The organism is Rhodopila sp., from assembly GCF_965276935.1.
In the GTDB taxonomy this organism is placed as follows: domain Bacteria; phylum Pseudomonadota; class Alphaproteobacteria; order Acetobacterales; family Acetobacteraceae; genus Rhodopila.
Genome location: NZ_CBDIBS010000004.1, coordinates 1,794,765 through 1,821,621, shown reverse-complemented (window position 1 = coordinate 1,821,621; position 26,857 = coordinate 1,794,765). Strand labels below are relative to the sequence as shown.

The following is a 26,857-nucleotide window of genomic DNA, read 5'->3' as shown; positions in this document are numbered from 1 at the left end:
TTGCTTGCAAAGCCAGGCAGAAGGACAGCTCCCGACCGGCTAATTGCGGACATTCGCCGGGTGTCCGCTGACTGTAACAAGCCGTCGGAAGGCGACAGATCATGCCGCGCCGTCCAGTGAATGCTACGTCAGTCTATCACTGATGCCCGCCTCGCGGCCATGAGAAACTGTGAACACGTGGCCATCCGTTCCGTTCTAGTTTCTGCCAGCAGCCGAAAGATGCTCGACCATCCATCGCCCCGCCGGGCCTAGCGGGCGGTCGGCGAGGTAAGCGCCGCCCATCACGATCTGGGCGGCCTGGGCGTCGAACTCTGTTGGCCGAATCACCTTCAGTCGCCCGCGCGCGATGTCATCGTCGACAAGGTGCGCGGGCATATTGCCCCACCCAAGCCCGGCCAGGAGCATCGACTGTTTGGCGCCGAGGTCCGCCAAGCGCCAGGTTCGTCGAGATAGCACGCCATGGTCGCGCCCAACGGTTAGAGCCGAGCGATCGGTCAACACGAGTTGGACGTGCTGTTGCAGAACGTGGGTTTCGATCGGCCCTTCAATCGTCCCGAGCGGATGGCCCGGCGCCACAACCGGGATCAGGTTGATGGTCAGTAAAGGGAAGCTCCTGAAAGCCGCGATATCGCTGAAGATGAGGGGGAGCAAGCCGATCACGCCGGTTCCGTCAAGCAGCAGTTCCGCAGCCGCGCCGAGAGGCTGAACGTAGATGCGCGGAGGGACGGTTAGAAACCTTTCGGAGAAGGCTCTCAACGCGTCGACGACCGGCGGCATTGGAAACATCGGGTCCAGCACGATGGCCAGCGCGGCCTCGAGGCCGCTTGCCAAACTCCGCGCGACGTTGCGAAAGGCGCTGGTCTCTTCGGCAACACGCCGCGCCCGGATCAGGAGCGTGCGCCCAGCCTCCGTCAAGGTCGGCCGATAGGCGGTACGGTCGAACAGCGGCGTGTCGGTCTGCGCTTCGAGTTTCTGGACCCCATAGGTCACCGCCGACTGCGCGCGGTTCAGTTTTTTCGCCGCCTTGGAGAAGCTGCCTTCGTCGACGACAGCTAGGAAGATTCGAATTTGGTCGAGCGTAAAGCCATCCATATCTACTTTCTAGATGGACATTGACCAACTTTCACCAGTTTTTTTGCCGAGGCGGCAGCTCCATTCTGTGCCGGGCCGCTATTTGCCGTCTGACCAAATCGCGTGTCGCCGCCGTGAGATCCCTGTTTCATCATCAAAGGAGAACCAAAGTGCCAACGCTTCTCGCCATCACCGTAAGTCCCCGCTACGAACATTCGACGTCCCGCAAACTCACGGAATTGTTCGTCGAGAAATGGCGATCGGGGCATCCCGACGGTCAGATCAGTGATCGGGACCTGATTAAAACTCACCTGCCGTTCGTGGACGCTCACTGGATCGGTGGCGCCTTCACGCCGCCCGAACAGCATTCGCCGGAAAGCGCCGCCGCGATCAAGGTCTCCGATGATTTCGTCGCCGAGTTGAAATCCGCCGATCACATCGTCATTGGCACGCCGATGTACAACTTCTCGCTTCCGGCTGTGCTGAAGGCCTATATCGACCATATCGTCCGGGTCGGCGTCACCGTGTCCTCCGACAACGTCGGACTGCTCACGGGCAAGAAAGCCACCATCATCCTGGCCAGCGGCGGCAACTTCAGTCCGGGCTCGCCGGTCGAACGCTTCAATCGGGCCAGCGACTATCTTCGCCAGGTGTTGGCATGGATCGGGATCACGGACGTCGAAATCATCCTCGCCGACCGCGCGCGTGCCGGAATGACGGGAGAGACGGCAGTCGAGTCGTTTGGTGAAGTGGTCAGCTTAGCCGCAGCGGCTTGATTAGCTATGTCCAGAGAAGTTTGCATGAAGATCGGATTCATCGGCGCTGGTAAGGTGGCGGCGACGTTTGGCCGTCATTTGATCAATGCGGGCCATAGGATCGTCATCTCCAATTCGAGGGGGCCGGAGACGCTGGCCGGACTCGTGGCCGATCTCGGCCCCGGCGCCAGTGCGGGCACTAAGCAGCAGGCGGTGGAATGCGATGTCGTGATCCTCGCGACCAATTGGACAAGCGTGCCCGAAGCTCTGAAGGGCGTCGATTGGCGTGGGCGGATACTTGTGGACGGGACCAACGCTCACATGGACGACAAACCCGATATCAGCCTTGAAGGCGTGGCGAAATCGGCCGCCGCCTTGAAGCGGCGAACTTCCAGCGAGATGGTTGCCGAAATGGCGCCCGGCGCCCGTCTGGTGAAGTCGATCAGCAACATTCCCATGGCATGGATACAAGACTTTTCACCAAACAAGCCAAGAACCGTCGTTTTTACGTCAGGAGATGATGGTGAGGCTAAGAAGATCGTGGTCGATCTGATCGACAGCGCTAGTTTCGCAGCAATCGACCTCGGGACGCTTGCCAAGGGCGGGGCGTTCCATCAGGTCGGCGCGCCATTGTCCGGCCTCGATCTAAACCTCGTTCAGCGACTCCGTTGAGCCGCGTCTTTCTAACATGGATCGACAGCGGGCGTGGCAGAAACTCAAACAACAGCTTGGTCAACTTCCCCCCTCGCCACAGGGCCTGAATCGGCCTATCTAGCGCCGACCAGATCGTGTCCGAGCCAGCCGTTGGCTGAGCGGCTGCGACCAACGAACAGAGCGAATCTTGAGCGACATACCAGACCTGCCTCTGGACCCGACCGGTCCGCACGGCGACATGCAGCCGGTCACCCTGGAAGAGGAAATGCGCCGCTCGTACCTCGATTACGCCATGAGCGTGATCGTGTCGCGCGCGCTGCCGGACGCTCGTGACGGGCTGAAGCCGGTGCATCGGCGCATCCTGTATGGCATGCATGAAGCCGGCTACACGCCGGACAAGCCTTACCGCAAGTCGGCCCGCGTGGTCGGCGACGTGATGGGCAAGTACCACCCGCACGGCGACGCCTCGATCTATGACGCCATGGTGCGGATGGCGCAAAGCTTCTCCATGCGGCTGCCGCTGATCGACGGGCAGGGCAATTTCGGCTCGGTCGACGGCGACAACCCGGCGGCGATGCGCTACACCGAGGTGCGGCTGGCCAAGTCGGCGGCACTGCTGCTGGAGGACATCGACAAGGACACCGTCAACTTCCAGCCAAACTACGACGAGTCGGAGCGTGAGCCGCTGGTTCTGCCGGCGAAGTTCCCCAACCTGCTGATCAACGGGGCGAACGGCATCGCGGTGGGCATGGCGACCAACATCCCGCCGCACAATCCGACGGAGATCGTCGACGCTACGCTGGCGCTGATCGCCGATCCCGATACGTCCCTGGACGAGCTGATGAAGATCGTCCCAGGACCGGATTTTCCGACCGGCGGCATCATCATCGGCCGCTCCGGCATCCGCCAGGCGTTCGAGACCGGACGGGACAGCATCACCATCCGCGCGCGCACCGAATTCGAGGAGATCCGCCGCGACCGCATCGCGATCATCGTCACCGAAATCCCCTATCAGGTGAACAAGAAGACGCTGATCGAGAAGATCGCCGAACTGGTGCGCGGCAAGGTGATCGAGGGCATCGGCGAGATGCGCGACGAGAGCGATCGCTCCGGCATGCGCATCGTCATGGAGCTGAAGCGCGACGCGACGCCGGAAGTGGTGCTGAACCAGTTGTTCCGCTTCACCCAGTTGCAGACCAGCTTCGGCATCAATGTGCTGGCGCTGGACGACGGCCAGCCCAGGCAGATGGGGCTGCGCGAGGCGCTGCTGGCGTTCATCCGGTTTCGCGAGGAGGTCATCCTCCGGCGCTCGCGGTTCGACCTGAACAAGGCGCGCGACCGGGCGCACAACCTGGTTGGCCTGGCGATCGCGGTGGCCAACATCGACGAGGTGATCCGGCTGATCCGTGCCAGTCCCGATGCCGCTTCGGCGCGGGTGGCGCTGATGGATCGCGATTGGCCGGCCGAGGACATCGGCGCGCTGCTGGCGCTGATCGACGAACCCGGCAACGTCATCGCGCCTGACGGCACGGTGCGGCTGACCGAGGAGCAGGCGCGCGGCATCCTGGACCTGCGGCTGCAACGCCTGACCGGGCTGGAACGCGAGAAGATCCAGGCGGAGATGACCGAGGTCGCCGGCAAGATCCGCGAATTGCTGGACATCCTTGGCTCGCGCATCCGCCGCATGGAGGTGATGACCGAGGAACTGACCGAGGCACGCCAGCAGATCGCCACGCCGCGGATGACCGACATCGCCGATGCGCTGGCCGACCAGGCCGACGAAAGCCTGATCGAGCCGGGCCAGATGGTGGTGACCATCACCCGCGACGGCTTCATCAAGCGCACATCACTGGAAACCTACCGGGCGCAGAACCGGGGCGGACGCGGGCGGTCGGGCGCCTCCACGCGGGGCGACGACATCGTGACGCGCAGCTTCAACGGGCATACCCATCAATGGGTGCTGTTCTTCTCATCGGGCGGCAAGGCATTTCGGGAGAAGGTCTGGAAGCTGCCGGAGGCCGCGCCGACGGCGAAGGGCCGGGCGCTGGTCAACCTGCTGCCGGAGCTGGGCGCGGATACCATCACCACGGTGCTGCCGCTGCCGCAGGACGAGACGTTATGGGAGAGCCTGCACCTGGTGTTCGCCACGGCGTCCGGCAACGTGCGCCGTAACCGGCTGTCGGACTTCCGCAATGTGCGGGCCTCCGGCCTGATCGCGATGAAGCTGGACGAGGGCGACCACCTGATCGGCGTCGCCACCTGCCGGGAGGGTGACGACGTGCTGCTGGCGACCCGCAAGGGCCGCTGCATCCGCTTCCAGTTGTCCGACGACACGGTGCGGGTGTTCGCCGGCCGTGACAGCTCCGGCGTGCGCGGCATCAAGCTGCTGAACGGCGACGAGGTGATCAACCTGTCGGTGCTGCGCCATGTGGAAGCGACGATGGCGGAGCGGGCGGCGTATATCCGGGCGGCGAACGCCAGGCGCCGCGGTAACGGCGAGGACGAGGCGGAGGCCGCGCCGGCGCTGGAATCGGACGAACCGATCGCCGAGGTCACGCTGTCGGCCGACCGCTTCGCCGAACTGGAAGCGGCGGAGGAGATGCTGCTGGCGGTGACCGACATGGGGTTTGGCAAGCGCTCGTCCGCGTATGAATACCGGGTGACCGGACGCGGCGGGCAAGGCATCGGCAACATCACGCTGGCGCCGCGGAACGGAAAGGCGGTGGCGGCGACGTTCCCGGTGCGGCAGGGCGACGATGTGATGATGGTCACCGACATCGGGCGGCTGATCCGGGTGCCGGCCGACCAGGTCCGCATTACCGGCCGGCAGGCGATGGGCGTCACGCTGTTCCGAGTCGACGCGGGCGAGCACGTCACCAGCGTGTTTCCGGTGCTGGAGGACGAGGTCGAGGAAGCTGATCCCCCGGCCGACTCCCCTGGTGGCGTGCCTGATGCAGGCCTGCCGGATGACGCTGAAGCGCCGCCCCCGCCCGAGGACGAACATCATGGCTGAACAGGCGTCCCAGCACCCGGCCCAACGCTCCACGCGCATCGGGCTGTATCCAGGCACCTTTGATCCTGTCACCAACGGTCATCTCGATGTGATCGGCCGAGCGGCGCGTCTGCTGGACAAGCTGGTGGTCGGGGTGGCGATCAGTACCGGCAAGGATCCGCTGTTCACGCTGGACGAGCGGGTCGAGCTGGTGACCGCGGAGATCGCGGCGATCGCCAGCCGCAACGGCATGGTCATCGAGGTGATCCCGTTCGACACCTTGCTGGTCGACTTCGCCCGCAAGGTCGGCGCATCAATGATCGTGCGCGGGCTGCGCGCGGTGTCGGACTTCGATTACGAAATTCAGATGGCCGGCATGAACTATCGCATGGCGCCGGATGTCGAGACGGTGTTCCTGATGGCGAGCGAGACGCACCAGTTCATCGCGTCGCGCCTGGTCAAGGAGGTGGCCAGGCTGGGCGGCGACATCTCGTCCTTCGTGCCGCCGCTGACCCACCGGCGGGTCATCCAGCGCATCAAGGGCTGAACCGGCCAACTAATTTTCCGTGTCCACCTGAAGGAGGGCGTATGCAACGCCGCAGCCTGATTGTTTCTTGCGCCGCAGTTGCCGTTGCGGGCTCTGGCCTGGCTCGCGTGCCAGGTGGGATGTCTGCCTGGGCGCAGACCAGCGACCCGGACAATACCATTTACATGGACCTGAAGCAGGGCCGGGTGGTGATCCAGCTTCTGCCGGATGTCGCGCCGAAGACCGTCGAGCGGATCAAGACGCTGTGCCGCCAGGGTTTCTACGACGGCACGCCGTTCCATCGGGTCATTGAAGGCTTCATGGCACAGGGCGGCGATCCGACCGGCACCGGCACCGGCGGCAGCAAGCTGCCGGACCTGCCGCTGGAGGCCAGCCAGCGGCACTTCGTGCGCGGCGTCTGCGGCATGGCGCGGGCCGCTTCGCCGGACAGCGGCAACAGCCAGTTCTTCATCATGTTCGCGCCGGCGCCATCGCTGGATGGAAAGTACACGATCTGGGGCCAAGTGGTGCGCGGGATGGATTACGTGGATGAAATCAAGCGCGGCACCGGTCCGAACGGACAGGTGGTGGGCGAGCCGGATCGCATCATCCATATGCGCGTCGCGGCGGACGTCAAATAATTGTTGCAAGGAGAGATCAGCATGAGCGAGTCGAAGTCGACACCTGACCCGGAGAACACGCTTTACCTGGACCTGAAGCAGGGCCGGGTGGTGATCCAGCTTCGGCCGGACATCGCGCCAATGCACGTGGCGCAGATCAAGACGCTGGTGCGGAAGGGCTTTTATGACGGCACGCCGTTCCACCGCGTGATCGAGGGTTTCATGGCGCAGGGCGGCGATCCGACCGGCACCGGCACCGGCGGCAGCGAGATGGACAACATCCGCGCCGAGTTCAGCGACAAGGCGAAGTTCGTGCGCGGCACCTGCGGCATGGCGCGCTCGCAAAGCCCGCACAGCGCCAACAGCCAGTTCTTCATCATGTTCGAGCCGGCGTCGCACCTGAACGGCCAGTACACGATCTGGGGCCAGGTGGAGGAGGGGATGGATCTGGTCGATCAGATCAAGCGCGGCAGCGGCGGCGGTGGGACGGTGGCTGACCCGGACCGGATCGAGAAGATGTCAATCGCCGCCGACGCGGCGTGATTAAAGCGCGATTGGTTTAGGTTGACCCACGAATCGCGCTTTAACTCATTGTTTGATCGCGTGATTCACGCCTTCTGACTGGGTCAGCCTCAGGCGATCACGCTCTAAAGGACCCGCGCGTGATGCTTGACCCGCGGACCCGCTTGGCGTTCAAAGCGCGCGTCACTTCTGCTTTCGGGCAGAGCCTGTAGCTCAGTTGGTAGAGCACGAGACTTTTAATCTTGGGGTCGTGGGTTCGAATCCCACCGGGCTCACCAAGCTTGCATGCCATTGCGGAAGCGGCCTTACCGGATCAAGGGCGTTGCTTGGCTGAAGCCGTGTGGTTCATCGTGTCGTATCGGACGGTGACCGGATGTCCTATCTAGAGCGGTTCCACCAAGCGTGGAACCGCTCTAGCTGTATTTCACGAGCAATTTCATCAGCCTGAGATCGCTTCGCTATTCCAGTCAGGCTGATATTGCTCTAGCGGTCATCGGATACCCCACACCTTGTGTGCCTGGATGGTCAGCCGCCATTCCGTATGCGCCAGGCAGTAGGCCGCCGCCTTGCGGATGTTGTCCTCGATCGCCGGGCCATCCATCGGAGACAGCCAGCGATGGAGCGACCGCATCGCCGGGAGAGCATCCGGCATCAGGCCGGCCTGGGGGAATACCAGCTTGACCTCTTCCGCCACGGTGACCCGAAGCGGCGCGCCGGCCTTGGGGCTGACGCAGGTCCAGTCTATTCCCATTGGAGGCAGATCGATTGAGCCGTTGGTCTCGATCGCCACCCGGAAGCCGCGGCGCTTCAGTTCATGCACCAGCGGCCTGTCGACCTGAAGCGCGGGCTCCCCGCCGGTCAGCACGACAAGCCGGTTCTTGTCGCCAGGCCATAGCGCCGCCGCGGCATCCGCCAGTTCCTCAGCGGCATATCGCTTGCCGCCAATAAAGTCGGTGTCACAGAACTGGCACGTGGCCGTCGCCCTGTCATGCTCCCGGCCCGACCAGAGATTGCACCCGGCAAAGCGGATGAACACGGCAGGCGATCCGATGTTTCCGCCCTCGCCCTGAAGGGTATGGAAGATTTCCTTCACAGTATAGGTCAAGTGATGAACTCCATTGCTAGGGCGTTATGGACCAGCCATTTCGGCGGAACCTTGCCTGGCATCCTGGCCCACCATGACGCAGGGCGAAAATGCCGCCTTCAGAGCGCTATCCGAACCGGTATGGGGCCTGCGCCCGGCATGACGGTTGCGGCCGTCTCGCCGATTGGTCAACCTGTATGGCGCTTGGTATCATATCAGCGGTGGCGGACGCAGGATGCTATCCACGGCTTGCGGTGTCACGCTGCACAAGCCGATCAAGGCGGACCGAGGCCCGCTATGACGCGCCCTGCCTGCGCGCGAGAAGCCCGTGTCGTTCGAGATCAGATTTCGCCGTGGCAAGGGCGCTGGCGCTATTTTTTCAGTGCCCTGGGCAGTTCCTGCCGCAAGGGGACCTGGAGTCTTGGAGCGTTGGGTGGCGCGGGATCGAAGACCGGCGTCATCACCGCCGAACCACCCGGACCCACCACGGTCACGCCGGCGCTGGTGATGGAGGTCACCTCGAAAGCGTTGATGTGCGAACCTTCTTCCACGACGATCGGTTGTTCGCCCGAGGGTGCGGCGAAGATGGCGATCTTGCGCGATCCCGTCACGACAATCCCGGTCAGCCGGGACAGGCCGGCGACGCTGTGTGTGCCGGAGTCGACCGGCCTGCGATCAGGGCTGAAGACCGGGCGTGCCAGGATCTCGCTGAGCCGACGATCAATCTCCGTGCGCGACGGCGTCACCTGGGTTCGCGTCGCGGCATTCGGCGCATGCGTGGGTGCCGCGGGCGCATCCACCGGCCTGGTGTCGCGGTGCGCGAGTTCGAATGCGATGGTGCCGCTCAGTGCCAGGGCGAGCAGGCTCAATCCCGCTGTCGCACCCCCGATCATGTACCGGCACCGGGAGTCGCGGGCCGGAACCCATACAGCACCATGGAGGCCTGGATCGGCAACACCAGGGGATGGGCCACGATGGTCGGGCTGCGGAAGCGGACGTCGTCGATCAGGATGCGCGTGGGGGATTGCTCGATCGCGCGGAGCAGCGTCATCAACACCGGCCAGGATGCGCTGAGGCTGATGCGCAGGGTGACCTTGTGCCAGCTTGTCGCGGCCGGGGCTGGCGGCAGCGTTTCCACCGCCGTCAGGCTGGCACCGGCGTCCGCCGCCATTTTCTGCACGCGCTCTTGCAGGTCCGCCGCCGCGACGGCGTCCGAGTCGCCCGGCAGCATGGTGGTCGCCGCCATGCCGCTGCCATCGTGCCTGTCGGCCGCCGCCGCCGTCCGCAGCGACGGCAGGGTCGCGGCGAGATCGCGCATATGCAGCAGCAGTTCCTGGCGTTGCTGCAGCAGCGCCTGGCGGCCGCTGAACCACGACAGCGCGGGATCGATGATGCCGAACCAGACCACCGTCAGGGCGACGAGGCCGATGCCAACCGCGAGTGCCTGTCCACGCCGACCGCTCAGCCAGGCATTCGGGATCATGGCGCGATGCCCGCCTGGATCGAGAACACATCGGAGGTGGCGCCCTCGATACGGGTAACCGGCGCCGAGAAAGCGGCGTCGCGGATCGTCGGATCCGCTGACAGGCCGGTGATCAACCGGGCCGCCGCCGCCGATCGTCCGCTGAGCACCATCTGCCGGTCACGCAAGGAAAACTCGGTCAGGTAGGTGTCGTCCGGAAGAATGCGGGTGACCGTGGCGAGCACCTGGAGCACGTCGCCGGTGCGTTGCATCTCCCGCGCCAGCACCTCGCGCCCGGCGCCCCCGGCGTTGATGTTGCGGCGCAGTGTCTCGACCTGCGTGATCGTGGGCTGGAGGTTATCGATGGCGCTTTCGGTCGAATGCAGGGCCAGTTCCTGCAGCAGGACCGGCAGGAACAGGGCGACGACCGCGAGGCCCACGCAGCTCCAGGCCAGGCCGCGTATGAGCAGATAGCTGGCGGAGCGTTCGACGCCATCCTTGATGGCCAGCAGGCGGGGTCGTTCCAGCGGACCGACCTCGATGAAACGCGGCTGGATGCCAAGGTTCGCGAGCGCTTCCAGGGCCGGCACCATGGCGGCTTTCGGAACCATCGTCAGGGTGACGACGGTGCGGCTTCTGTCGCCGGCCTTGGGACGGCCATCCCAGTTCCAGAACACGGCGTCCGCGGTGAACGGCGTGACGCGCTCAAGTTCGTGCCGGAGCAATTGCGTCAGCTCCCGCCGTGGGGCGGTCGGCACGACGTGCTGCTTCTCGAGCACGGCTTCCGGCGGAGGGCGCAGCAACACCGGCCTGCGGCTCGCGAGCCGAGCCGCGATGCCCAGCGTCAGCGCATCGTGCCGTCCCTTGCGGCGCATGGTTGCCACAAGGTCATGGTTCGGTTGCATGGCAACAACAATGCCGTCCGATGCACCAGCGGCGGCGTTGGTCCAGGAACCTGGCAGCAACTCAGTGATACGAGCGAGCCACCAGGAGAAGAAGCTGGCCAGCATTGGCTCCAGACCATGACCGTTTGAGGTCGCATTATCGCCGATGTCCGCTCATGGTCTAGCTTTTTGTTTGAACGCTCGATTAACGCCTGCTGACTGAGCAGCCTGTAGGTGATCACGCTCCTTGCTTGATCGCGTGATTCACGCCCTCTGACTGAGCAGCCTCGGGCCATCACGCTTTTTGTTCGATTGCGTGATCACGCCTTCTGACTGGACAGCCTCAGGCGATCACGCGCCCGTCGTCGCGCGACAGCATCGCCGGAGCGATCAGGAAACACCAGTCGCGAATGCGAGAGGCTAACCTCGCCCGGCCGGCGGCGTGCCGGCCGGGTGCGGTCGAAGCGACGGCAGCGCTTAGGCGATCGCCCCGTTCAAGCCCTGCGGGAAGAACCCATAACCGCCGCTGGCGCCACCGAGATAGACGATGTTCAACACCTGCGTCGTGGTCCGGCTGAAGGCCAGCGCGTTGACGTCGGTCGGGGTGATGTTGGCGACACCACTCCACACCACGCCCTGGTCGTCCGCCACACCGGATGCCGTGGCGCGTACCTTGGAAATCGCGTTTGTGGCGGGACCCTGCTGCGCCTCGAACAGCAGCGTGCGGATGCTGCCGGCGTGATAGGCTTCGACGGCCAGAATGCTGGCCGCGGCGCCGAGGTAGGTCTTGGACGTGATCAACGGTGCCGCGCCGTTGTATGCGGTCACGCCGACATCCTCGAAGACGTAGGCGCCCAGCAGCCAGTTCAGTTCATTCGCGAACGGGTCGAACGTCTGGCCGGGACCAATCAGGCCCGCCGCCTGCCAAAGCGTGTTGAAGCTGTTGACCAGGTCGATGGTCGGGCGGGCGACAGCCGCGGGGCCCAGGGCGGCACGCAAAAACCGGACGTGTGCCTGTTCGTCATTGGCGATCTTCTCGGCGATCTGCTGCAGCGCCGGGGTCTTGAACGGCACGGCGCTGCCGCCGAGGACGTTGCCGGTGGCGCCCACGCCATTGATGTCGGCGGCGGACAGGCCAACGCCAAACGACGAGAACAGGTAGTATTCCGCTTCCAGATACTCCAGGTTCAACGCGAAGTTAAGGATATCGGCATCCGTCGGCGCCGTGGCGGCCTTAGCACCCGTTGAACTGAACAGGCCTAGTCCCGAGGCCGCGGCGAAGGCTGTCCCCAGGCCGGCATTACGAAGAAGCTTGCGGCGATCGGACACGAGCGAGCGTGTGGCCGCCTCATCATGGTCTTGCATTGCTTTGTTGTTCCCGCACTTGGCTTTATGAAGCTTTTGTTGCTGCCCGGTTGTAAGGTTACTCAGCCGATCAGCCACGACAGCGATACGGGGGTAAGCGGCCATTGGATTATCGGCCACCGGAGGAAAATAGTCACGAAAACGTACAGTAAAGCCTGGCCATCGCACAGAGAAAAACAGAATTCGAAACTATTTTACTTAATGTCCAGTTCCCGGGTGAGCACGCGTCCGTTCAACCAGTTCACGGCGATGGCGATCCGCCGCGGTCCGGCGGCGAGCACGATCGTCGTGCCGGAGGACCCGCCGTCCGGCATGAAGATCACCTGCGACGCGCTGAGCGCCTCACCGGACGGTAGTACCCAAGGCGGCCCGCTATCGAGGGTAAAGAACTGGCTATTTGTTGCAACCGAGACATCGCGATCCTGAGCAATCGCGCGGGATCTCGCCAGCCGCAGCGCCGAGGTCAGCGCCCGGACCGTGGCGTCGGCATTCAGGCCGGCGCTGTGCCAGGGTTGGCGGACAAGCACCAGGCCCGCGACCAGACCCAAGATGATGATGACCACGATCATCTCGAGCAAGGTAAAGCCCGTCTGGCTTGTCCGGCCGCCGCGCACCCGCACCACTAGACCATGATCGTCTTGTTGCATTATCGTCAGTGTCCGATCATGGTCTAGTAACTTATTTGATCGCTTGATTCACGCCTTCTGACTGATCAGCCTCAGGCGATCACGCTCCAGGCCTCACTTCAGGTTGTGGACGACAAACCCGCTCGGCAGAATTTGAATATCGAACCCATGCGGCACGCATTGTCGGATCGGCTGATCGCCGAAGCGCGTCGTGTTGTAGGGCGCCGACTGGACACAAACCTGGCATCGCACGACATTCGGATCGGCTGTGGGTGTCTCGGTGACGAGCTTGGGATCGATCCTGTCGTAATAGTTGCCATCGCGAATCTCGCGATTCATCTCATCAACGACCGACCCTTGCCGGCAAACCGAGCCGCCCTCTCCGGCGGAGGCGGGTCCCGCCGCACCGAATGCGACCAGCACGGCAACCGGCGCCAACCATCGTTTCATCTATGGCCTCCCGAGTAACTGGTCCAGCAGGCCGCCATGCAGCCACGCGAGCCAGAAGGCCACCGCGATGCATGGGCCGAAAGGGATACGTGTCCTGGATGTCACCGGCCGGCCGGTCAGCGCCAGTCCCAAAGCCGCGAGCAAGCCGGCGACCGCGCTGCCCAGGATCACGAATGGCAGCAGCGCCAGCCCACACCAGGCGCCCGCGGCGGCGAGCAGCTTAGCGTCGCCGCCGCCCAGGCCGTGCCGGCCGCGCAGCCGACGGTAGGCGAACGCCAGTCCCTGGAACGACAGGTAGCCGAACATGGCGGCGAGGCAGCGGTCGGTCAGTGCCTCCGGCTGCATGTCGAGCGTCAGCGCCAGTCCCGCCAGCAGCAGCGGCAAGGTCAGCACATCCGGCAGCAGGAAGCTGGTGCAGTCGATCCAGGCCAGGGTCAGCAAGCTCCACCCAAGGCCGCAATCCGCCCATAGCCGGAGCGGATCAGGATCGGCCAGAGCCGCCCAGGCCGCGACCACGACCGCGGCGAGTTCCACCGCTGGATGAAACCGCCCGATTGGCTGCCGGCAGTGGCGGCAGCGGCCGCGCAGCGTCACGAAGCTGGCCAGCGGAACCAGCTCCCACCCATTCAGGCGGGTGCCGCAGTGGGGGCAAGCCGAGCGGCTGAAGACGACTGGCGCGCCGGCGGGCAGGCGGATGATCAGCACCCCCATGAAGCTGCCGACAAACGGGGCCGCCAGGAGCGGCCAGAGCCAGGCGGGCGCCTCGATGCCGATCACTTGACAGCCTTCGCCGAGTTGGTGGATCGCTGACGTGTCACTTGCCCGCGGCCCGGCCGACGGCCTATTCGAAGTCGCGGGGACAGGAAGGCGACTTGAATGGGGACCACCGTCACCGATCAGCAGCTTGACGCATTGGGCGACATCTTAGTGCGGCAGGGCAATTGTGACCATAGGACACTCGATCGCGCCCGGCGGGTTGCCGCGGACTCCGATCAGCGGCTGGACGCGGTCCTGATCCAGCTTGGCCTGGTGTCGGAACGCGGCCTGGCGGACGCCTATGCCAGCCTGCTGTCGGTGCCGATCACCGCCAGCGACCGCTATCCTTCGGCCGAACCGGTGCTGCCCGACCGGCTAGGCGCGGCCTTCCTGCGCCATGCCCGCGCGGTGCCGCTCGCGGCGGATGAGCATACATTGACCCTGGCCGCGGCCGACCCGCTGGACCGGTTTACCCAGGCCGCCGTCGCGGCCGCCACCGGACGCCGCGTGCGGCTGGAGGTGGCGGTGCCGATCGAACTGGAAACCGCGCTCAACCGGCTGTATCCGGAAGCCGATCAGGCGACCCAGGGCGCCGATGGCGACGCGCCGCTGGAGGACGATGCGGAACGGCTGAAGGACCTCGCCAGCGAGGCGCCGGTGATCCGGCTGGTCAACCTGCTGATCACACGGGCGGTGGAAACGCAGGCCTCCGACATCCATATCGAGCCGTTCGAGGACCGGCTGCGGGTGCGGTATCGCTATGATGGCGTGCTGCACGAGGCGGAATCGCCGGCGCGCAACCTGGCCCCGGCGATCACCTCCCGCATCAAGATCATGGCGCGGTTGGACATCGCGGAACGCCGCATGCCGCAGGACGGCCGCATCAAGATGGCGGTGCGCGGCCAGGACGTGGATTTCCGCGTCTCCACGATCCCGTCGCTGCATGGCGAGACGGTGGTGCTGCGCATCCTGGATCGGACGGCGGTGGTGTTCGACTACGCGCGCCTGGGGCTGTCGCCGCCGGTCATCCGCAAGCTGGGGGCGTCGCTGGAGCTGCCGAACGGCATCGTGCTGGTCACCGGACCGACCGGCAGCGGCAAGACCACCACGCTGTACACCGGGCTGCTGGCGCTGAACGCGGTCACCCGCAAGATCGTCACGGTCGAGGACCCGATCGAGTACCAGCTTCAGGGCATCAACCAGATCCAGGTGCGCTCGCAGATCGGGCTGAACTTCGCCAACCTGCTGCGCTCCATCCTGCGGCAGGATCCGGACGTGATCATGGTCGGCGAGATCCGCGATGGCGAGACCGCGCAGATCGCCGTGCAGGCGGCGCTGACCGGGCATCTGGTGCTGTCCACGCTGCATACCAACTCGGCCGCCGCGGCGGTGACCCGGTTGCGCGACATGGGGGTGGAGGACTACCTGCTGACCGCCGTGCTGCGCGGCATCATGGCGCAGCGGCTGATCCGCCGGCTGTGCCCGGACTGCCGGCAGCCCGAGCCGGCGGCGCCCGAACTGGTCGAGCGGTTCAAGCTGGATCGCCGCACCACGGCCAGGCCCATCATCTTGTATCACGCCGTCGGCTGCCCGGCCTGCCGGCAGACCGGCTATCGCGGCCGAGCGGCGATCGCGGAGTTTCTGGAGATGGCACCGGAGATCGAGCGGCTGGTGTTCGCCCGCGCCGACCACGCCAGCATCGAGCGGGCGGCCGTCGCCAGCGGGATGGAGGTGATGTTCGACGCCGGCCTGTTTGCCGCGCTGGCGGGTGAGACGACGATCGAGGAGCTGACCCGCAGCCTGCGGGCGGACGCATGACGACGTTCCGCTATACCGCCATCGGCGCCAACGGCGAACGGCTTGCCGGCGTGATGGACGCCGCGACCGAGGGCGAGGTGATCACCCGGCTGCAGCGTCAGGGCACCATGCCGTTGCGCGCCGAACCGGCCGACAGCGCTGGTTTCCTTGGGGCCGCGCGCCGGACCGGGCTGCTGCACATCGACCTGGGTGGCCGGCGAAATCTGCGCAAGCAGGATGTCGCCGACCTGATCCGGGAGCTGGCGACGATGCTGTCCGCCGGCCAGGACCTCGACCGCGCGTTGCGCTACATGCAGGAAACCGCGCCCACACGGGTTCGACCGACGGTCAACGGGCTGCGCGACGCGGTGCGCGATGGCAGCCCGCTGTCCACGGCGATGGCGCGGTATCCCGGCAGTTTTCCGGCGATGCACGTGGGACTGGTCCGCGCCGGGGAAGCCGGCGGCAACCTGGGGCCGACCTTGACGCGGATCGCCGACCTGCTGGACCGGCAGCGCGCGCTGGCGTCCACGGTGACCTCGGCGATGATCTATCCCGCCGTCCTGCTGGTCGCGATGATCGGCGCGGTGACCTTGCTGCTGACCGAGGTGCTGCCGCAGTTCGTGCCGATGTTCGAGCAGAGCGGCGCGGCGCTGCCGGCCTCCACCGAGTTCCTGATCGCGGCGGGGGCCTTCGTTCAGGCGAATGGCCTGCTGATGCTGCTGGCGATCATCGCGGCGGTTATGTTCAGCCGCGCGGCGCTGCGGCAGAACGCCGTCGGACTGGTGGTGGATCGCATTCTGCTGCGCCTGCCGGTGATCGGCGGACTGACCAAGGAGATGCTGGCGGCGCGGTTCACCCGCGTGCTGGGCACGCTGCTGCTGAACGGCGTTTCATTAATCCCGGCGCTGGGGATCGTGCGCGATGCGATGGGCAACCGGGCGGCGCGGGCGGCGGTGGAGCGAGCGACCCTGACCGCGCGCGGCGGCGGATCGCTGACACCGGAACTGGAAGCCGCCAGGGTCTTCCCGGCCCGGACGGTGCATCTGCTGCGCCTGGGTGAGGAAACCGCGCAGCTTGCCGCCACCGCGCTGCGTGCCGCGGACATCCACGAGGAGAAGACAAGGCTGGCGACGCAGCGGCTGACCTCCCTGCTGGTGCCGGCGATGACGATCCTGATGGGTGTCGCGGTCGGCGGGATCGTCGCGTCGCTGATGAATGCCATGCTCAGCCTGAACAATCTCGCGTCCGGATGAGGCGCATCCGCATGAGGCGCGTCCACATGCGGGGTTTTACCCTGCTGGAGGTGATGGTCGCGCTGATCATCGCCGGCATGGCGGCGGTGGCGCTGTTCGAGGCAGTGGGAACCGGTCTGCACGCGACACAGACGGCCAGCCTGTATGATCAGGCCATTGTGCGAGCGAGATCGCGCCTCGCCGCCGCGACGCATGGCACCAGGCTTGCTGCGGTCGACCAGCGCGGCGATGACGGCGGCGGCTTCCAGTGGCGCCTGCGGGTGGCGCCGGAAGCCAGCGCGGCACTCCGTCCGGTGGGTCTGATCGGGCCGCGCGCAAACACGTCCTTGCGGGTGGTGCTGTACGGGGTGACCGTCTGGATCGGCTGGAAGGATGGCGGGACGGAGCGGCAGGTGCGGCTTGAAACCGAGCAGGTCGGCGGATGAGGGCGCGGCGGTCCGCCGGCTTTACCTTGCTGGAGATCATCGTGGCCTTGGCGGTCTTCGGCCTTCTGCTGGTCGGCCTGAGCCAGACCGTACGCTTTGGGCTGACGGCCTGGCGGCAGGATGCCAAATTGTCCGACGGCAAGACCGACCTGGAGGCGGTCGACCGCAGTCTTCGCTCGATCATCGAGAATTTCGCGCCGAGTGAGGATGAGGCGCGGCCGTCCATCACGGGGACAGCGAACACGCTGACCGGGCTGACGCAGTTGCGCGTGCCGGATGCGGGGCCGATGCCGGTGCGGATCGAGGCGGCGCTGGCGGTGTCCGGCAGACGGCTCGTGCTGCGCTGGCGCCCGTATCACCACTGGGACCGGTTCGGGGTTTCGCCGCCAGTGCGGGAAACCGATCTGATGAGCGGAGTCGGACGCATCGGGATCGAATACTGGCAAACCTCGGGAACCTGGACATCGAGCTGGCACGAACCGGATCTTCCGCTGCTGATCCGGCTGCGTGTGACGCTGGCCGGAAAGAACGCACCGCGCTGGCCGGATATCGTCGCGGCGCCGCTTTTGTCGCGGCCATGATCAGGGATCGAACGCGCGGTGGCCGAACGCGGGGTGGCCAAAGTGTGGGCGGCCAAAGCAGCGGCCGCCAGGGGGGATTCGCCTTGCTGATCGTGCTGTGGACGGTCGGGTTTCTCGCGCTGCTGGGAACCCAGATCGTCGCCGCGGGGCGGTCGGATACGCAGTTGGCGGATAACCTGAAGCAGGAAGCCGTGCTGCAGGCGGCGGCTGATGGCGCGGTCGCGCATGTGATGTTCTCGATGCTGGCGGCGCGGGATCCGCAGTTTCAGCTTGATGGCGTTGTCCGGGAGATCCGGGTTGGCCCGACGCCGGTCCTGGTGCGGGTCGAGAACGAGGCTGACCGGATCAACCTGAACACGGCGTCGACGGCGTTGCTGCGAGCCCTGATCATCGACGTGGGAAGTGCGCCGGCGGTGGCCGACCGGCTCGCCATCGCCATCGTCGACTGGCACAACCAGACCAACGACACCCGGCAGAATGCAGCCCAGGCACCGCAGTACCGGGCGGCCGGCCGTTCCTATGGGCCGCCGGGGACGCCGTTCGAAAGCGTCGGCGAACTGGCGGATGTGCTGGGCATGACGCCCGCGTTGTTCGAGCGGCTGGCCCCGCATCTGACGGTGCTGACCGATGACGATCCCGACATGACGACGCATGATCCGGTCGTCGCCCGCGCGCTGACCGACAGTGCCGGCGTGGCCGACGTCACCGAAGGATCGCAACGGATCAATGGTGACGCGGTCCTGCGGATCATCGCGACGGCGGTGGGAACCGGCAACGCGCGCTACGTGCTGCTAGCCGTGGCGTCGGCGGACTTTCAAAACGCGACGCCGCGCATAAACATCTTGTTGCATGAACGTGTCAATCGAGCTGCCGGCGAGGCTGTCGTCGCGGCCGGATTCTGAAGCCTGCCGCGGCAAGATCAAGGATTCCAGCGTCGGATCATGAGCGTTTGGAATTTCGAGAGCACGACGCTGTGGGTCTTCGTCATGGAGTACCGACATCGAAAATGATGACCTATCCCATCATGCCGGGCTATAGACCTCAGCGGGGGGCGGACACCGAAAAGTCATGGGTGATTTGCTCACAAGGTCAATAATTTCCAACCGATGAACGCAGGTCACTTCTTACCGATGGTCAACCTTTATCGTATGAACGCGCCCCTTGGTCACAAGGGAATGCGTCGCTGCCGGCCGTCGCTTCGGTCCATCGGTGAGACTGAATACGGACGGCGCGGAGTATAATGACGAAATGCGGGCAGACATCGTTCGCAAGAAGCGATCAAGCCGGTCGCTGACGTTGCTCCTTGGCCTTGCCCAGATCGCGGGCTGCAGCCATCCGTCGCCGCCCGCCATCCCGGCGTTGTCCGCACTGCCGCAGGGTGGTGCCGCGGCACCACCGCGCGTCAACGGCGCAATTGGCTCGCCGGAGGCCGTGCCGCCGGCCCAGACCTCCTATGGCGCCGGTGGCGGCACGGGTACGGGAGCGTCGGCCCAGCCGCTGCCGTCAGGGCAAGGCCCCGGCGACATCAGCCTTGATTTCGCGGATACCGATATCAGGGCGGTCGTTGCTCAAATTCTGGGAACGATCCTGAAGGTGAACTATACCATCGATCCCGCCGTCCATGGCACCGCGACGTTGCACACGGTTCGGCCGCTCAACCGCTCCGAACTTGTGCCGACGCTGGAGTCGTTGCTGGCGCAGAATGGTGCGGCGCTGGTGACCAATGGCGCGTTATATCGCATCGAACCGATCGCGCAGGCGATCTCGACAGCGGCGACCAGCGGCGGGGCGGCGGGCGCGGTCGTGGTTCCGCTGCAATATGCGTCGGCCGAGGAACTCGTTAAGGTGTTGCAGCCCTATGTGGGGGACGGCGGCAAGATCGCCGCCGATCCAGGCCGGAACGCCTTGCTGGTTGCCGGCGAGCCGGCGGCGCGTGAAGGCCTGATCGGGCTGATCAAGGCGTTCGACGTCGACATCCTCGCCAGGCAGTCCTATGCCGTGCTGCCGGTCACCAACGGCGACGTCAAGGATTTCGCCTCGGCCTTGCAGGATGCGTTCAGAAGCCAGAATGGCGGTGCCCTGTCCGGACTGGTGCGGGTCATTCCGCTGTCACGCATTGACGCCGTCCTGATTGTCTCACCCCAGCAGCATTATGTCGACGAGGCGCGGCGGGTCTACGCGCTAATCGATCGTGCCCGGCGGCAGAGCCTGCGGAGCTGGCATGTCTACTACCTGCAGAACAGCCACTCCGAGGATGTCGCCTACGTCCTGCAGCAGGCATTCACGCCGAACAATGTCACGGCCCAGCCGACGGCCAAAAGCCAGGCGCAGGCGGGGCCGCAGAGCGGCGGTCAGGGCGGCAGTGTGTTCGGGGCAAGCGGTGGCGGGGGGCTGACGGGCGCGGGTGGTGGCGGGGGCTTGACCGGCGGCGGCGGCGGCGGCCTTGGGCAGTCCGGTCTGTCAGGTGGCGGCGGCGGCTCGCTGGGCGGCGGGTCGCTGACAGGTCAGTCCAATGCGGCACCGTCGACCGGGGGCGCCGCGCCGCGGGCAGCGCAGCCGGCGGCCGGCGGCGCGAATCCGTTGCTCGGAGGTCTCGGCGGATCAGGCGGCAGCGAGACTGAAACCGACATGTTGAGAATCATCCCGGACGACCAGAACAACTCCATCCTGGCCTATGGCACGGACCGCGAGCTTGGCACGATCGAGGCGATGCTGCGCAAGATCGACATCCTGCCGCTGCAGGTCAGGATCGATGCGGTGATCGCCGAAGTGACGCTGAACGATAATCTACAATATGGCACGCAGTTTTTCTTCAAATCCGGCGGCATCAACGGCATTCTGAATACCGGCACGGCCACGACGGCACCGGCCACACCCGCGGCGGCCAGCCTCAACCTCAGCTTTCCCGGATTCTTCCTCGGCGGCAGCGGCGCCGGCGGCATACCATTCGCCATCCAGGCCTTGCAGCAGGTGACGACGGTGCATGTGCTGTCCTCGCCAGAGCTTCTGGTGCTGGACAATCAGCCGGCTCGGCTGCAGGTGGGCAGCGTGGTTCCCTTCCTCAGCCAGACGTCGCAGAGCACTATCTCATCCAACGCGCCGGTTGTCAGTTCGATCAACTACCAGCAGACCGGCGTGATCCTGACGGTCACGCCGCGCGTCAACAGCGGCGGATTGGTCACCATGGATGTCATGCAGGACGTCAGCGATGTTTCGACAATTATCACGACGCCCGGCATCAACTCGCCAACGTTCGATGACCGCAACGTGACATCTCGGGTCGTCGTGCAGGACGGGCAGACGATCGGGCTGGCTGGCTTGATCACCGACCGCGCGTCCATCGGCAACCAGGGCATTCCCTGGCTGAAGGACGTTCCCATCCTGGGTCTGCTGGCGGGCAACCAGAACAACACGCGGCAGCGGACGGAACTGCTGATCCTGATCACGCCGCATGTCATCCATGATCAACGCGATGCGCGGGCGTTGACGGACGACTTGCGCGATCAACTGATCAATGCGGCGGCGGTGCCGAACCTGCTGAATAACCTGCGGCCGTCTGGGCAATCGGACCCGAGTTCCCGGCTTCGGCAGCAATTGCGGCTGCAGCCGTGATCCTGGATTGATACCACGCGGTGAAGGTTTCGACGCGAAAGCGGTGCGTGTCCGTCATGCCGCCGGAGGGTCGGCCTGCCATGACGGCTGAGGGCGTCGCGCCGACCGATCAATATACATGGCGCCCCGGTGTTTACTGATTGCAAATCTCTTCATTGCCACCGGTCCCGGAGGGGCCTTCCGAACATAGATCGAAATCGTGTCCGGGGCGGTTTGAAGGATCCCGGTAGGCATATTGATGATTCCATGGATCGACCGGCACGGCACCTTTCACATACGGCCCGTTCCAGGTCGTCACGCCGGTGGGCTGCTCCACCAGCGCGCGTAGCCCCTGATCGGTTGTCGGATAGCTGCCGACGTCCAGCTTGTACATGTCGAGGATCGAATCGATGCGTTCGATCGACTGCTTGGCGACGGAGACGCGCGCATTGCCGAGCTGACGCAGGACGGCTGGGGCGACGAGGCCGATCAGCAGGCCGAGGATGGCGATGACGACGAGCAGCTCAAGCAGGGTGAACCCAGTTTCGTCACGGCGGGGGCGGGTGCTCATGCGTTGGCTTTCTAGTCGTTTTGTGGTGTTCAGGCATAGCAGCCGACGCCGATGGGGAAAGTCACGGTCGGATGAGAGGACGTGGCTTTCTTGTAACCGTCATTATTGTGTGCCTTGACGGGCGAACAAGGCGGTCGCGGCGGCAAGGACCTTGTCCTGGTAGACGGCGCTCAGACCTGGCGTGTGGGAATGGTAGTAACCGATCGCCGCCATCAGGTTGCCATTGGCCTCGATCAGATAGAGCCGCATGATCGCCGCCGATGCGGCGATGTTAAAGCAGGGATCGCGCAACAGGCGGTCTACCACGATGCCCGGGTTCAGGTGTGTAAAGCTGGCGAGTGGTTGTATCCAGAGGGTGTTGATTTGCATCAGGCCCAGGTCCGCCGAACCATTCGCATTGATCCGTGCCAGACCAGGCTTGCCGCCTTCCACGATCTGGATCGATGGCAGAACGCGCGGTGGCAAGTGGTAGAACGCGGCGGCGGCGGCCATGCAGGCGAGGAATGGAATGCTCATGCGCCGGCTTGGGATCTGCCGCGACGGATCATCATTGCCCTGTGGCCGAACGCGTTGATTGCTGCATCGAGACTACAGGCACGAAGCGATGATCGTTTGAGGTTACGTCTTCCCGTCCGGTCATGACTAACTCTTCGTTTGATCGCGAAATTCTAGCGTTTACCAATAAAACCGATCGTCGGGCGAGATCGTGGCCAGCGTGCTTGAGCGAGGCAGCGGCGCGGTCCAGACGCCGTGGCAGGACGCTTGTTCGCAGCCGGTGTGATCTTTCAGGGCTTGATGGGCAACTTGTCAAGCGAAGTTCGAATTGGACCGTGTGGTCAGGCGCTGGTGTTCATCCCGATGCCCGCAATGGACAGCCTGCAATTTTCAATCACGGACGTGGTCGATCCGTATAACTGCACGAGTAATCCAGCAACCGGATTGACCAGCCCAACCACGGGCATCGTCTCGGAATATCGGCGCCCGCAACCGTTGGCGAACTTGCCGTTTCTTACAAGCATCATGTGGGACGGACGTGAACCAAGTCTTGCATCCCAGGCCAGCGATGCCGTGCTGATCCATGCCCAGAGCGCCGCACCGCCCGTCGCTGATCAGATTGATCAGATCATCCAGTTCGAGAGTGCGCTGTTTGCCGCGCAGACCTACGACAATGCCGCGGGTGACCTTACCGCGGACGGCGCGCAGGGTGGGTCGGTGGCGCTCTCGGCCATTCCGTTCGTGTCGAACATCAACCCGCCTGGCCCGAGCTTCAATCCATCCACAATGACCATGTTCTTTAACTGGAACAATAGTCCGGATGCAAACAAGGCGTCCATCGCGCGCGGCCAGAACATCTTCAACGAGAAGTCGTTCGCGATTACCGGGGTCGCCGGGCTGAACGACGTCACTGGAAAATCCAGCATACCGGGCACATGCTCGGCCTGTCACAATACGCCGCAGGTTGGCAATCACAGCAGCAGCGAGTTTCTCGATCTTGGGATCGCGACAGCGCCCGCGGCCATGGCTGGTGGAACCAGCCTTAGTCTCGCTGATCTGCCGGTGTTCACCGTCCATTGCGAATCAGGCCCGTTCGCCGGAACGGATCGGCAGGTGACCGACCTGAGACGAGCACTGATCACCGGACAATGTGCTGACATTGGCAAGGTAAAGACGGCGTTGCTGCGCAACCTCGCCGCGCGTCCACCGTACTTCCACAATGGTTCGGCGCCCGATCTGGCGACTGTTGTCGCGTTCTACGACGATCGGTTCCAGATTGGATTGACGGACCAGGAGAAGGCCGATCTTGTCGCTTTCCTGGCAACACTATAGACACTGAGGCGTAGACTGCCGCTTGTGTGGTTCGATTGGGCGGCAAACGGAACGAGTCGTAACCTTTTTGAACCGGTTGTCGAGCTATGCAAGGCATTTTCTAACCGGTCACGCCTCATTCCGATGCGAATGCCGGAGAACGGCCTGATGCACTTCGTCCTGGGTGGCCTTCAAGTTGATTATGGCCTGAAGGCCGTCCAGCGCTTTTTTAGCCACATCATTCGTGTGCTTCAAACGTTTCGCTCAGCCAAATTAAGCGCTATTGGGATCTGTCCGCTCATTGCCCGACACGGCCCGTCACCTGGTAGCCATGTGGTTGCTATAAGGCAGCTAAACCATCGAAGGATTTGGCGGACCCGACACGATTCGAACGTGCGACCTTCGCCTTCGGAGGGCGACGCTCTATCCAGCTGAGCTACGGGTCCATCCGGACCCTGACGAGCCCGATAGCCGTTCTATACCGGCATTCCGCGCAAAGCTCAATCACCGCTTGTCACGGCCAGCGCCGCAGCCGGTAAGCCTCCTGCTCCGGCGTCAGAAAACTGGGTCCGTCGGCCACCGGCATCGGATGATCCGGCAGCGTGGCCGGGTCCGACCAGCAGTTAACCGTCCCCAGGCTACGGGTGCAGAACGCCGGGCTTTCCGGCGGCGGGTCGATCGGCCGGCAGTAGCTTTTCCCCTGGTCCAGCCGCACGACCGAGCAATCCCGTCCGGTCGCCAGCGAATAGACCGCATCGAATGGACTCCGCCCGATCACCGGCACGGTGCCGACGGTGGCAACCACCCCCACGGTCGCCGCCAGATTGTCCGACACGCCGCAGCCTGTCAGCGCGCCAGCCACAACGCCCGCAAGCCATACCGCCTGAAATATCCGCATCCGGCGATGCTACCCCGGAAAGGTAAATGAACCCTTTCCATACGGGCGGTTTGCGGGCACGCATCGCCGCCGCTATGGTCCGCCGCCGCCGCGAACCCGGCGGCATTCGACAAACGAGAGAACCGCGTGGTTGATATTTTCGACGAGGTCGAGGAAGACCTTCGCGCCGAACGGGCTGCAAGGCTGCTCAAGAAGTACGCCTGGGTCATCATCGCCGTCGCTTTGGCGATTATCGGGGCCGCCGTCGGCTGGCAGCTCTGGGAGCGGTGGCAAAGCAGGCAGGACATGGCCGCCGCGCAGCGTTATATCGCCGCCCAGACGGCCGCCGAATCCGTGCCGGCGTCGGGCAAGGCCGCTGCGATCGCCATGCTCGATCGGCAGGCCGCCACCGCGCCGGAAGGCTACCGCACGCTCAGCCGCCTGCGCGCCGCCGAACTGAAAGCCGATGGCGGCGACCTGGCCGGCGCCGTGGCGCTGTGGAATCAGGTGGCGGCCGATCCGTCGGCCGATCGGCTGCTGCGCGACCTCGCCAGCCTGATGGTGGCGCAGCGCCAGCTCGATCATGGCGATCCGGCGGAGCTTGAAGCGCGCCTGAAGCCGCTCGCCACGTCCGACAATCCCTGGTTTGCCCTGGCGCGCGAGCAACTCGCCCTGCTCGATCTGCGGCAGGGCAAGAAGGCCGAGGCGAAAGCCGCCTTCAAGTCGCTGTCGATCGATATCGCGGCGCCGACCGGCCTGCGCCAGCGCGCGGCGGCGATGCTCACGGGAATGGGCGACGAATGACCGACCGACGGAGGATACCGCCTGGCGTCTGTGCGATACCGTCTTCCACAACCGCCCTTTCCCGGCGGGCAGCGCTTCTCGCCCCGCTTGTGCTTCCCTTGGCGTTGACCGGCTGCGACCTGTTCAGCAACACGAAGCCGCCTATTCCGGGCACGCGGGAAGCCGTCCTGGCGCCTGGCCGCGGCCTGAGCGTGGACAAGGATGCCCCGAAGGTCGTCCTGCCGCCGGCGGTGCGCAACGCGGCGTGGCCGCAGGCGGGCGGCAACCCGGCGCACCTGATGGGCCATCTCGCCGCCAACGATCGCCTTGCGGAGGTGTGGAAGGCGAGAATCGGCGAAGGCGGCGGCTATCGGCAGGTCATCCTGGCGCAGCCGGTGGTCTCCGGCGGCATGGTGTTCACCATGGACTCCGACGCCGTGGTCCGCGCCTTCCGCCTGGCCGACGGATCGCGGATCTGGCGGGTTGACAGCAAACCCAAGCATACGGACAGCACCAATGTGGGCGGCGGTCTGGGCCTGGATCAGTCGATCTTGTATGCTGTCAACGGATTGTCGCAACTGGTCGCCCTGGACATGACGGACGGGAAACAGAGATGGCGGCGCGACATCGGCGTGCCAGCCCGCTCCGCGCCCACCATCGCCGACGGACGCATTTTCCTTACGACCATCGACGACCATCTGTTGGCCTTCGCCGCCGAGGACGGCCGCCAGCTTTGGACCTATCAGGCAGCCGAACCGGTGACCGCCCTGCTGGGGCATCCTGCCCCCGCCTATTATCAAGGCCTGGTCATCGCCGGCTTCGGATCGGGCGAACTGGCCGCCCTGCGCGCGGAAAGCGGCAGCGTGGTCTGGACCGATGGCCTGGGCGCGCAGCGCGGCCGCAGCAGCGTGGCCGACTTCCTGTCGATCAGAGGCGCCCCGGTGATCGACAGTGGCCAGGTTTTCGCCATCAGCATGGGCGGCCTGCTGGTTTCCAACGACGTGCCCACCGGCCGCCGGCTGTGGGAACGCCAGGTGGCCGGGGAGGAAACACCCTTTGTCGCCGGCGACTGGCTGTTCGTGATCTCGGTCCAGCAGGAGCTTGCCGCGGTGCATCTGGCCGACGGCAAGATCGCCTGGATCACCGACCTGCCGCGCTGGAAGAACCCGCCGGACAAAAGCAACACCCTGACCTGGTACGGCCCGCTGCTGGTCGAGGACCGCCTGATCGTGACCGGCACCAGTGACGACTCGCTGTCGGTCAGCCCCTATACCGGCGAAATCCTCGGCCACCAGAAGCTGTCCGCCGCCGCCGCGCCGCTGGTTCCGGTTATCGCCGACGGCACCGTACTGATCATCATCAACAACGGCCAGTTGCTGGCGCTGCGATAAGATAAAGCAACC

At 64.9% G+C, this 26,857-nt stretch carries 27 protein-coding genes and 2 tRNA genes; 16 read left to right on the top strand and 13 right to left on the bottom strand.

Features of this window, described 5'->3' with window-relative positions; all coding sequences use genetic code 11:
* Nucleotides 1-195: 195 nt before the first annotated feature.
* Nucleotides 196-1,092, bottom strand: a complete 897-nt coding sequence (locus ACQY4S_RS24785) for a LysR family transcriptional regulator (protein WP_428487850.1) — start codon at nucleotides 1,090-1,092, stop codon at nucleotides 196-198.
* 149 nt (nucleotides 1,093-1,241) lie between these two features.
* On the opposite strand from ACQY4S_RS24785, the gene ACQY4S_RS24780 reads away from it, so the two are divergent.
* From ACQY4S_RS24780 to ACQY4S_RS24750, 7 genes are all read left to right on the top strand, one after another.
* On the top strand, nucleotides 1,242-1,847 hold the full coding sequence (locus ACQY4S_RS24780) for an FMN-dependent NADH-azoreductase (protein WP_428487849.1): 606 nt from the start codon (nucleotides 1,242-1,244) through the stop codon (nucleotides 1,845-1,847).
* A 24-nt stretch (nucleotides 1,848-1,871) separates the two neighbouring features.
* Nucleotides 1,872-2,498 carry an NADPH-dependent F420 reductase gene (locus tag ACQY4S_RS24775; protein WP_428487848.1) on the top strand — a complete coding sequence of 209 codons (627 nt, stop codon included), beginning with the start codon at nucleotides 1,872-1,874 and terminating at the stop codon, nucleotides 2,496-2,498.
* A 220-nt stretch (nucleotides 2,499-2,718) separates the two neighbouring features.
* A complete protein-coding gene (gene gyrA, locus ACQY4S_RS24770) occupies nucleotides 2,719-5,493 on the top strand; it encodes a DNA gyrase subunit A (protein ID WP_428488492.1) in 2,775 nt (924 codons plus the stop codon).
* On the top strand, nucleotides 5,486-6,019 hold the full coding sequence (coaD, locus tag ACQY4S_RS24765) for a pantetheine-phosphate adenylyltransferase (protein WP_428487847.1): 534 nt from the start codon (nucleotides 5,486-5,488) through the stop codon (nucleotides 6,017-6,019). Before gyrA ends, coaD begins: the two co-directional genes overlap by 8 nt.
* A gap of 119 nt (nucleotides 6,020-6,138) precedes the next feature.
* Nucleotides 6,139-6,639 (top strand): peptidylprolyl isomerase, encoded by a 501-nt coding sequence (locus tag ACQY4S_RS24760; RefSeq protein WP_428487846.1) that lies wholly within the window; start codon nucleotides 6,139-6,141, stop codon nucleotides 6,637-6,639.
* 21 nt (nucleotides 6,640-6,660) lie between these two features.
* Nucleotides 6,661-7,161 carry a peptidylprolyl isomerase gene (locus ACQY4S_RS24755; RefSeq protein ID WP_428487845.1) on the top strand — a complete coding sequence of 167 codons (501 nt, stop codon included), beginning with the start codon at nucleotides 6,661-6,663 and terminating at the stop codon, nucleotides 7,159-7,161.
* Nucleotides 7,162-7,342: 181 nt separating this feature from the next.
* Nucleotides 7,343-7,418: transfer RNA gene (locus ACQY4S_RS24750), tRNA-Lys, on the top strand.
* A gap of 212 nt (nucleotides 7,419-7,630) precedes the next feature.
* Here ACQY4S_RS24750 and queE read toward each other — a convergent pair.
* The 8 genes from queE to ACQY4S_RS24710 all read right to left on the bottom strand — a co-directional run bounded on the left by queE (nucleotide 7,631) and on the right by ACQY4S_RS24710 (nucleotide 13,788).
* Nucleotides 7,631-8,245: a 7-carboxy-7-deazaguanine synthase gene (gene queE, locus ACQY4S_RS24745; RefSeq protein ID WP_428487844.1), complete on the bottom strand. Its 615-nt coding sequence runs from the start codon at nucleotides 8,243-8,245 to the stop codon at nucleotides 7,631-7,633.
* 350 nt (nucleotides 8,246-8,595) lie between these two features.
* Complete coding sequence (locus tag ACQY4S_RS24740) at nucleotides 8,596-9,117, bottom strand: hypothetical protein (protein WP_428487843.1); 522 nt, start codon at nucleotides 9,115-9,117, stop codon at nucleotides 8,596-8,598.
* Nucleotides 9,114-9,707, bottom strand: coding sequence for a type II secretion system protein GspM (gene gspM, locus ACQY4S_RS24735; RefSeq protein ID WP_428487842.1), 594 nt, complete (start codon nucleotides 9,705-9,707; stop codon nucleotides 9,114-9,116). The genes ACQY4S_RS24740 and gspM overlap by 4 nt, the downstream gene beginning before the upstream one ends.
* Nucleotides 9,704-10,696 (bottom strand): PilN domain-containing protein, encoded by a 993-nt coding sequence (locus ACQY4S_RS24730; RefSeq protein ID WP_428487841.1) that lies wholly within the window; start codon nucleotides 10,694-10,696, stop codon nucleotides 9,704-9,706. Before ACQY4S_RS24730 ends, gspM begins: the two co-directional genes overlap by 4 nt.
* A 351-nt stretch (nucleotides 10,697-11,047) precedes the next feature.
* The gene (locus tag ACQY4S_RS24725; RefSeq protein ID WP_428487840.1) at nucleotides 11,048-11,935 is read right to left on the bottom strand and encodes a ferritin-like domain-containing protein; all 888 of its coding nucleotides are present in this window, start codon (nucleotides 11,933-11,935) and stop codon (nucleotides 11,048-11,050) included.
* 194 nt (nucleotides 11,936-12,129) lie between these two features.
* A complete protein-coding gene (locus ACQY4S_RS24720; protein ID WP_428487839.1) occupies nucleotides 12,130-12,582 on the bottom strand; it encodes a GspH/FimT family pseudopilin in 453 nt (150 codons plus the stop codon).
* A gap of 93 nt (nucleotides 12,583-12,675) precedes the next feature.
* Complete coding sequence (locus ACQY4S_RS24715) at nucleotides 12,676-13,011, bottom strand: hypothetical protein (protein ID WP_428487838.1); 336 nt, start codon at nucleotides 13,009-13,011, stop codon at nucleotides 12,676-12,678.
* Entirely contained in the window at nucleotides 13,012-13,788 is a 777-nt protein-coding gene (locus tag ACQY4S_RS24710; RefSeq protein WP_428487837.1) for a prepilin peptidase, read from the bottom strand.
* A 99-nt stretch (nucleotides 13,789-13,887) separates the two neighbouring features.
* Here ACQY4S_RS24710 and ACQY4S_RS24705 point away from each other — a divergent pair, with 99 nt between their 5' ends.
* From ACQY4S_RS24705 to gspD, 6 genes are all read left to right on the top strand, one after another.
* The gene (locus ACQY4S_RS24705; protein ID WP_428487836.1) at nucleotides 13,888-15,585 is read left to right on the top strand and encodes a GspE/PulE family protein; all 1,698 of its coding nucleotides are present in this window, start codon (nucleotides 13,888-13,890) and stop codon (nucleotides 15,583-15,585) included.
* Entirely contained in the window at nucleotides 15,582-16,820 is a 1,239-nt protein-coding gene (locus tag ACQY4S_RS24700; protein ID WP_428487835.1) for a type II secretion system F family protein, read from the top strand. Before ACQY4S_RS24705 ends, ACQY4S_RS24700 begins: the two co-directional genes overlap by 4 nt.
* A gap of 11 nt (nucleotides 16,821-16,831) precedes the next feature.
* Nucleotides 16,832-17,245, top strand: a complete 414-nt coding sequence (locus ACQY4S_RS24695) for a type IV pilus modification PilV family protein (RefSeq protein ID WP_428487834.1) — start codon at nucleotides 16,832-16,834, stop codon at nucleotides 17,243-17,245.
* A complete protein-coding gene (locus tag ACQY4S_RS24690) occupies nucleotides 17,242-17,826 on the top strand; it encodes a PulJ/GspJ family protein (RefSeq protein WP_428487833.1) in 585 nt (194 codons plus the stop codon). The genes ACQY4S_RS24695 and ACQY4S_RS24690 overlap by 4 nt, the downstream gene beginning before the upstream one ends.
* 92 nt (nucleotides 17,827-17,918) lie before the next feature.
* The gene (locus ACQY4S_RS24685; protein ID WP_428488491.1) at nucleotides 17,919-18,728 is read left to right on the top strand and encodes a general secretion pathway protein GspK; all 810 of its coding nucleotides are present in this window, start codon (nucleotides 17,919-17,921) and stop codon (nucleotides 18,726-18,728) included.
* Between the two features lie 346 nt (nucleotides 18,729-19,074).
* Nucleotides 19,075-21,438 (top strand): type II secretion system secretin GspD, encoded by a 2,364-nt coding sequence (gene gspD, locus ACQY4S_RS24680; protein WP_428487832.1) that lies wholly within the window; start codon nucleotides 19,075-19,077, stop codon nucleotides 21,436-21,438.
* A gap of 133 nt (nucleotides 21,439-21,571) precedes the next feature.
* Here gspD and gspG read toward each other — a convergent pair whose 3' ends face one another.
* On the bottom strand, nucleotides 21,572-21,988 hold the full coding sequence (gspG, locus tag ACQY4S_RS24675) for a type II secretion system major pseudopilin GspG (RefSeq protein ID WP_428487831.1): 417 nt from the start codon (nucleotides 21,986-21,988) through the stop codon (nucleotides 21,572-21,574).
* A 102-nt stretch (nucleotides 21,989-22,090) separates the two neighbouring features.
* Complete coding sequence (locus ACQY4S_RS24670) at nucleotides 22,091-22,504, bottom strand: lytic transglycosylase domain-containing protein (RefSeq protein WP_428487830.1); 414 nt, start codon at nucleotides 22,502-22,504, stop codon at nucleotides 22,091-22,093.
* A 288-nt stretch (nucleotides 22,505-22,792) separates the two neighbouring features.
* Between ACQY4S_RS24670 and ACQY4S_RS24665 the strand changes: the two genes are divergently transcribed.
* Nucleotides 22,793-23,815 (top strand): hypothetical protein, encoded by a 1,023-nt coding sequence (locus ACQY4S_RS24665; protein WP_428487829.1) that lies wholly within the window; start codon nucleotides 22,793-22,795, stop codon nucleotides 23,813-23,815.
* A gap of 348 nt (nucleotides 23,816-24,163) precedes the next feature.
* On the opposite strand, the gene ACQY4S_RS24660 is transcribed toward ACQY4S_RS24665, so the two are convergent.
* Together ACQY4S_RS24660 and ACQY4S_RS24655 are read right to left on the bottom strand one after the other, a co-directional pair.
* Nucleotides 24,164-24,240 (bottom strand) — tRNA-Arg (locus tag ACQY4S_RS24660).
* Between the two features lie 68 nt (nucleotides 24,241-24,308).
* Nucleotides 24,309-24,692 carry a hypothetical protein gene (locus ACQY4S_RS24655; RefSeq protein WP_428487828.1) on the bottom strand — a complete coding sequence of 128 codons (384 nt, stop codon included), beginning with the start codon at nucleotides 24,690-24,692 and terminating at the stop codon, nucleotides 24,309-24,311.
* Between the two features lie 126 nt (nucleotides 24,693-24,818).
* Between ACQY4S_RS24655 and ACQY4S_RS24650 the strand changes: the two genes are divergently transcribed.
* Together ACQY4S_RS24650 and ACQY4S_RS24645 are read left to right on the top strand one after the other, a co-directional pair.
* Nucleotides 24,819-25,475 carry a tetratricopeptide repeat protein gene (locus tag ACQY4S_RS24650; protein WP_428487827.1) on the top strand — a complete coding sequence of 219 codons (657 nt, stop codon included), beginning with the start codon at nucleotides 24,819-24,821 and terminating at the stop codon, nucleotides 25,473-25,475.
* Nucleotides 25,472-26,845 carry a PQQ-binding-like beta-propeller repeat protein gene (locus tag ACQY4S_RS24645; protein WP_428487826.1) on the top strand — a complete coding sequence of 458 codons (1,374 nt, stop codon included), beginning with the start codon at nucleotides 25,472-25,474 and terminating at the stop codon, nucleotides 26,843-26,845. Before ACQY4S_RS24650 ends, ACQY4S_RS24645 begins: the two co-directional genes overlap by 4 nt.
* Nucleotides 26,846-26,857: the final 12 nt, after the last annotated feature.

Coding starts and splice junctions, on each gene's coding strand:
- ACQY4S_RS24785 (WP_428487850.1), bottom strand. CDS start 1,092: ATGGATGGCTTTACGCTCGACCAAATTCGAATCTTCCTAGCTGTCGTC.
- ACQY4S_RS24775 (WP_428487848.1), top strand. CDS start 1,872: ATGAAGATCGGATTCATCGGCGCTGGTAAGGTGGCGGCGACGTTTGGC.
- gyrA (WP_428488492.1), top strand. CDS start 2,719: ATGCAGCCGGTCACCCTGGAAGAGGAAATGCGCCGCTCGTACCTCGAT.
- coaD (WP_428487847.1), top strand. CDS start 5,486: ATGGCTGAACAGGCGTCCCAGCACCCGGCCCAACGCTCCACGCGCATC.
- ACQY4S_RS24760 (WP_428487846.1), top strand. CDS start 6,139: ATGTCTGCCTGGGCGCAGACCAGCGACCCGGACAATACCATTTACATG.
- ACQY4S_RS24755 (WP_428487845.1), top strand. CDS start 6,661: ATGAGCGAGTCGAAGTCGACACCTGACCCGGAGAACACGCTTTACCTG.
- ACQY4S_RS24740 (WP_428487843.1), bottom strand. CDS start 9,117: ATGATCGGGGGTGCGACAGCGGGATTGAGCCTGCTCGCCCTGGCACTG.
- gspM (WP_428487842.1), bottom strand. CDS start 9,707: ATGATCCCGAATGCCTGGCTGAGCGGTCGGCGTGGACAGGCACTCGCG.
- ACQY4S_RS24730 (WP_428487841.1), bottom strand. CDS start 10,696: ATGCTGGCCAGCTTCTTCTCCTGGTGGCTCGCTCGTATCACTGAGTTG.
- ACQY4S_RS24725 (WP_428487840.1), bottom strand. CDS start 11,935: ATGCAAGACCATGATGAGGCGGCCACACGCTCGCTCGTGTCCGATCGC.
- ACQY4S_RS24720 (WP_428487839.1), bottom strand. CDS start 12,582: ATGCAACAAGACGATCATGGTCTAGTGGTGCGGGTGCGCGGCGGCCGG.
- ACQY4S_RS24715 (WP_428487838.1), bottom strand. CDS start 13,011: ATGAAACGATGGTTGGCGCCGGTTGCCGTGCTGGTCGCATTCGGTGCG.
- ACQY4S_RS24705 (WP_428487836.1), top strand. CDS start 13,888: ATGGGGACCACCGTCACCGATCAGCAGCTTGACGCATTGGGCGACATC.
- ACQY4S_RS24700 (WP_428487835.1), top strand. CDS start 15,582: ATGACGACGTTCCGCTATACCGCCATCGGCGCCAACGGCGAACGGCTT.
- ACQY4S_RS24695 (WP_428487834.1), top strand. CDS start 16,832: ATGAGGCGCGTCCACATGCGGGGTTTTACCCTGCTGGAGGTGATGGTC.
- ACQY4S_RS24690 (WP_428487833.1), top strand. CDS start 17,242: ATGAGGGCGCGGCGGTCCGCCGGCTTTACCTTGCTGGAGATCATCGTG.
- gspD (WP_428487832.1), top strand. CDS start 19,075: ATGCGGGCAGACATCGTTCGCAAGAAGCGATCAAGCCGGTCGCTGACG.
- gspG (WP_428487831.1), bottom strand. CDS start 21,988: ATGAGCACCCGCCCCCGCCGTGACGAAACTGGGTTCACCCTGCTTGAG.
- ACQY4S_RS24670 (WP_428487830.1), bottom strand. CDS start 22,504: ATGAGCATTCCATTCCTCGCCTGCATGGCCGCCGCCGCCGCGTTCTAC.
- ACQY4S_RS24655 (WP_428487828.1), bottom strand. CDS start 24,692: ATGCGGATATTTCAGGCGGTATGGCTTGCGGGCGTTGTGGCTGGCGCG.
- ACQY4S_RS24645 (WP_428487826.1), top strand. CDS start 25,472: ATGACCGACCGACGGAGGATACCGCCTGGCGTCTGTGCGATACCGTCT.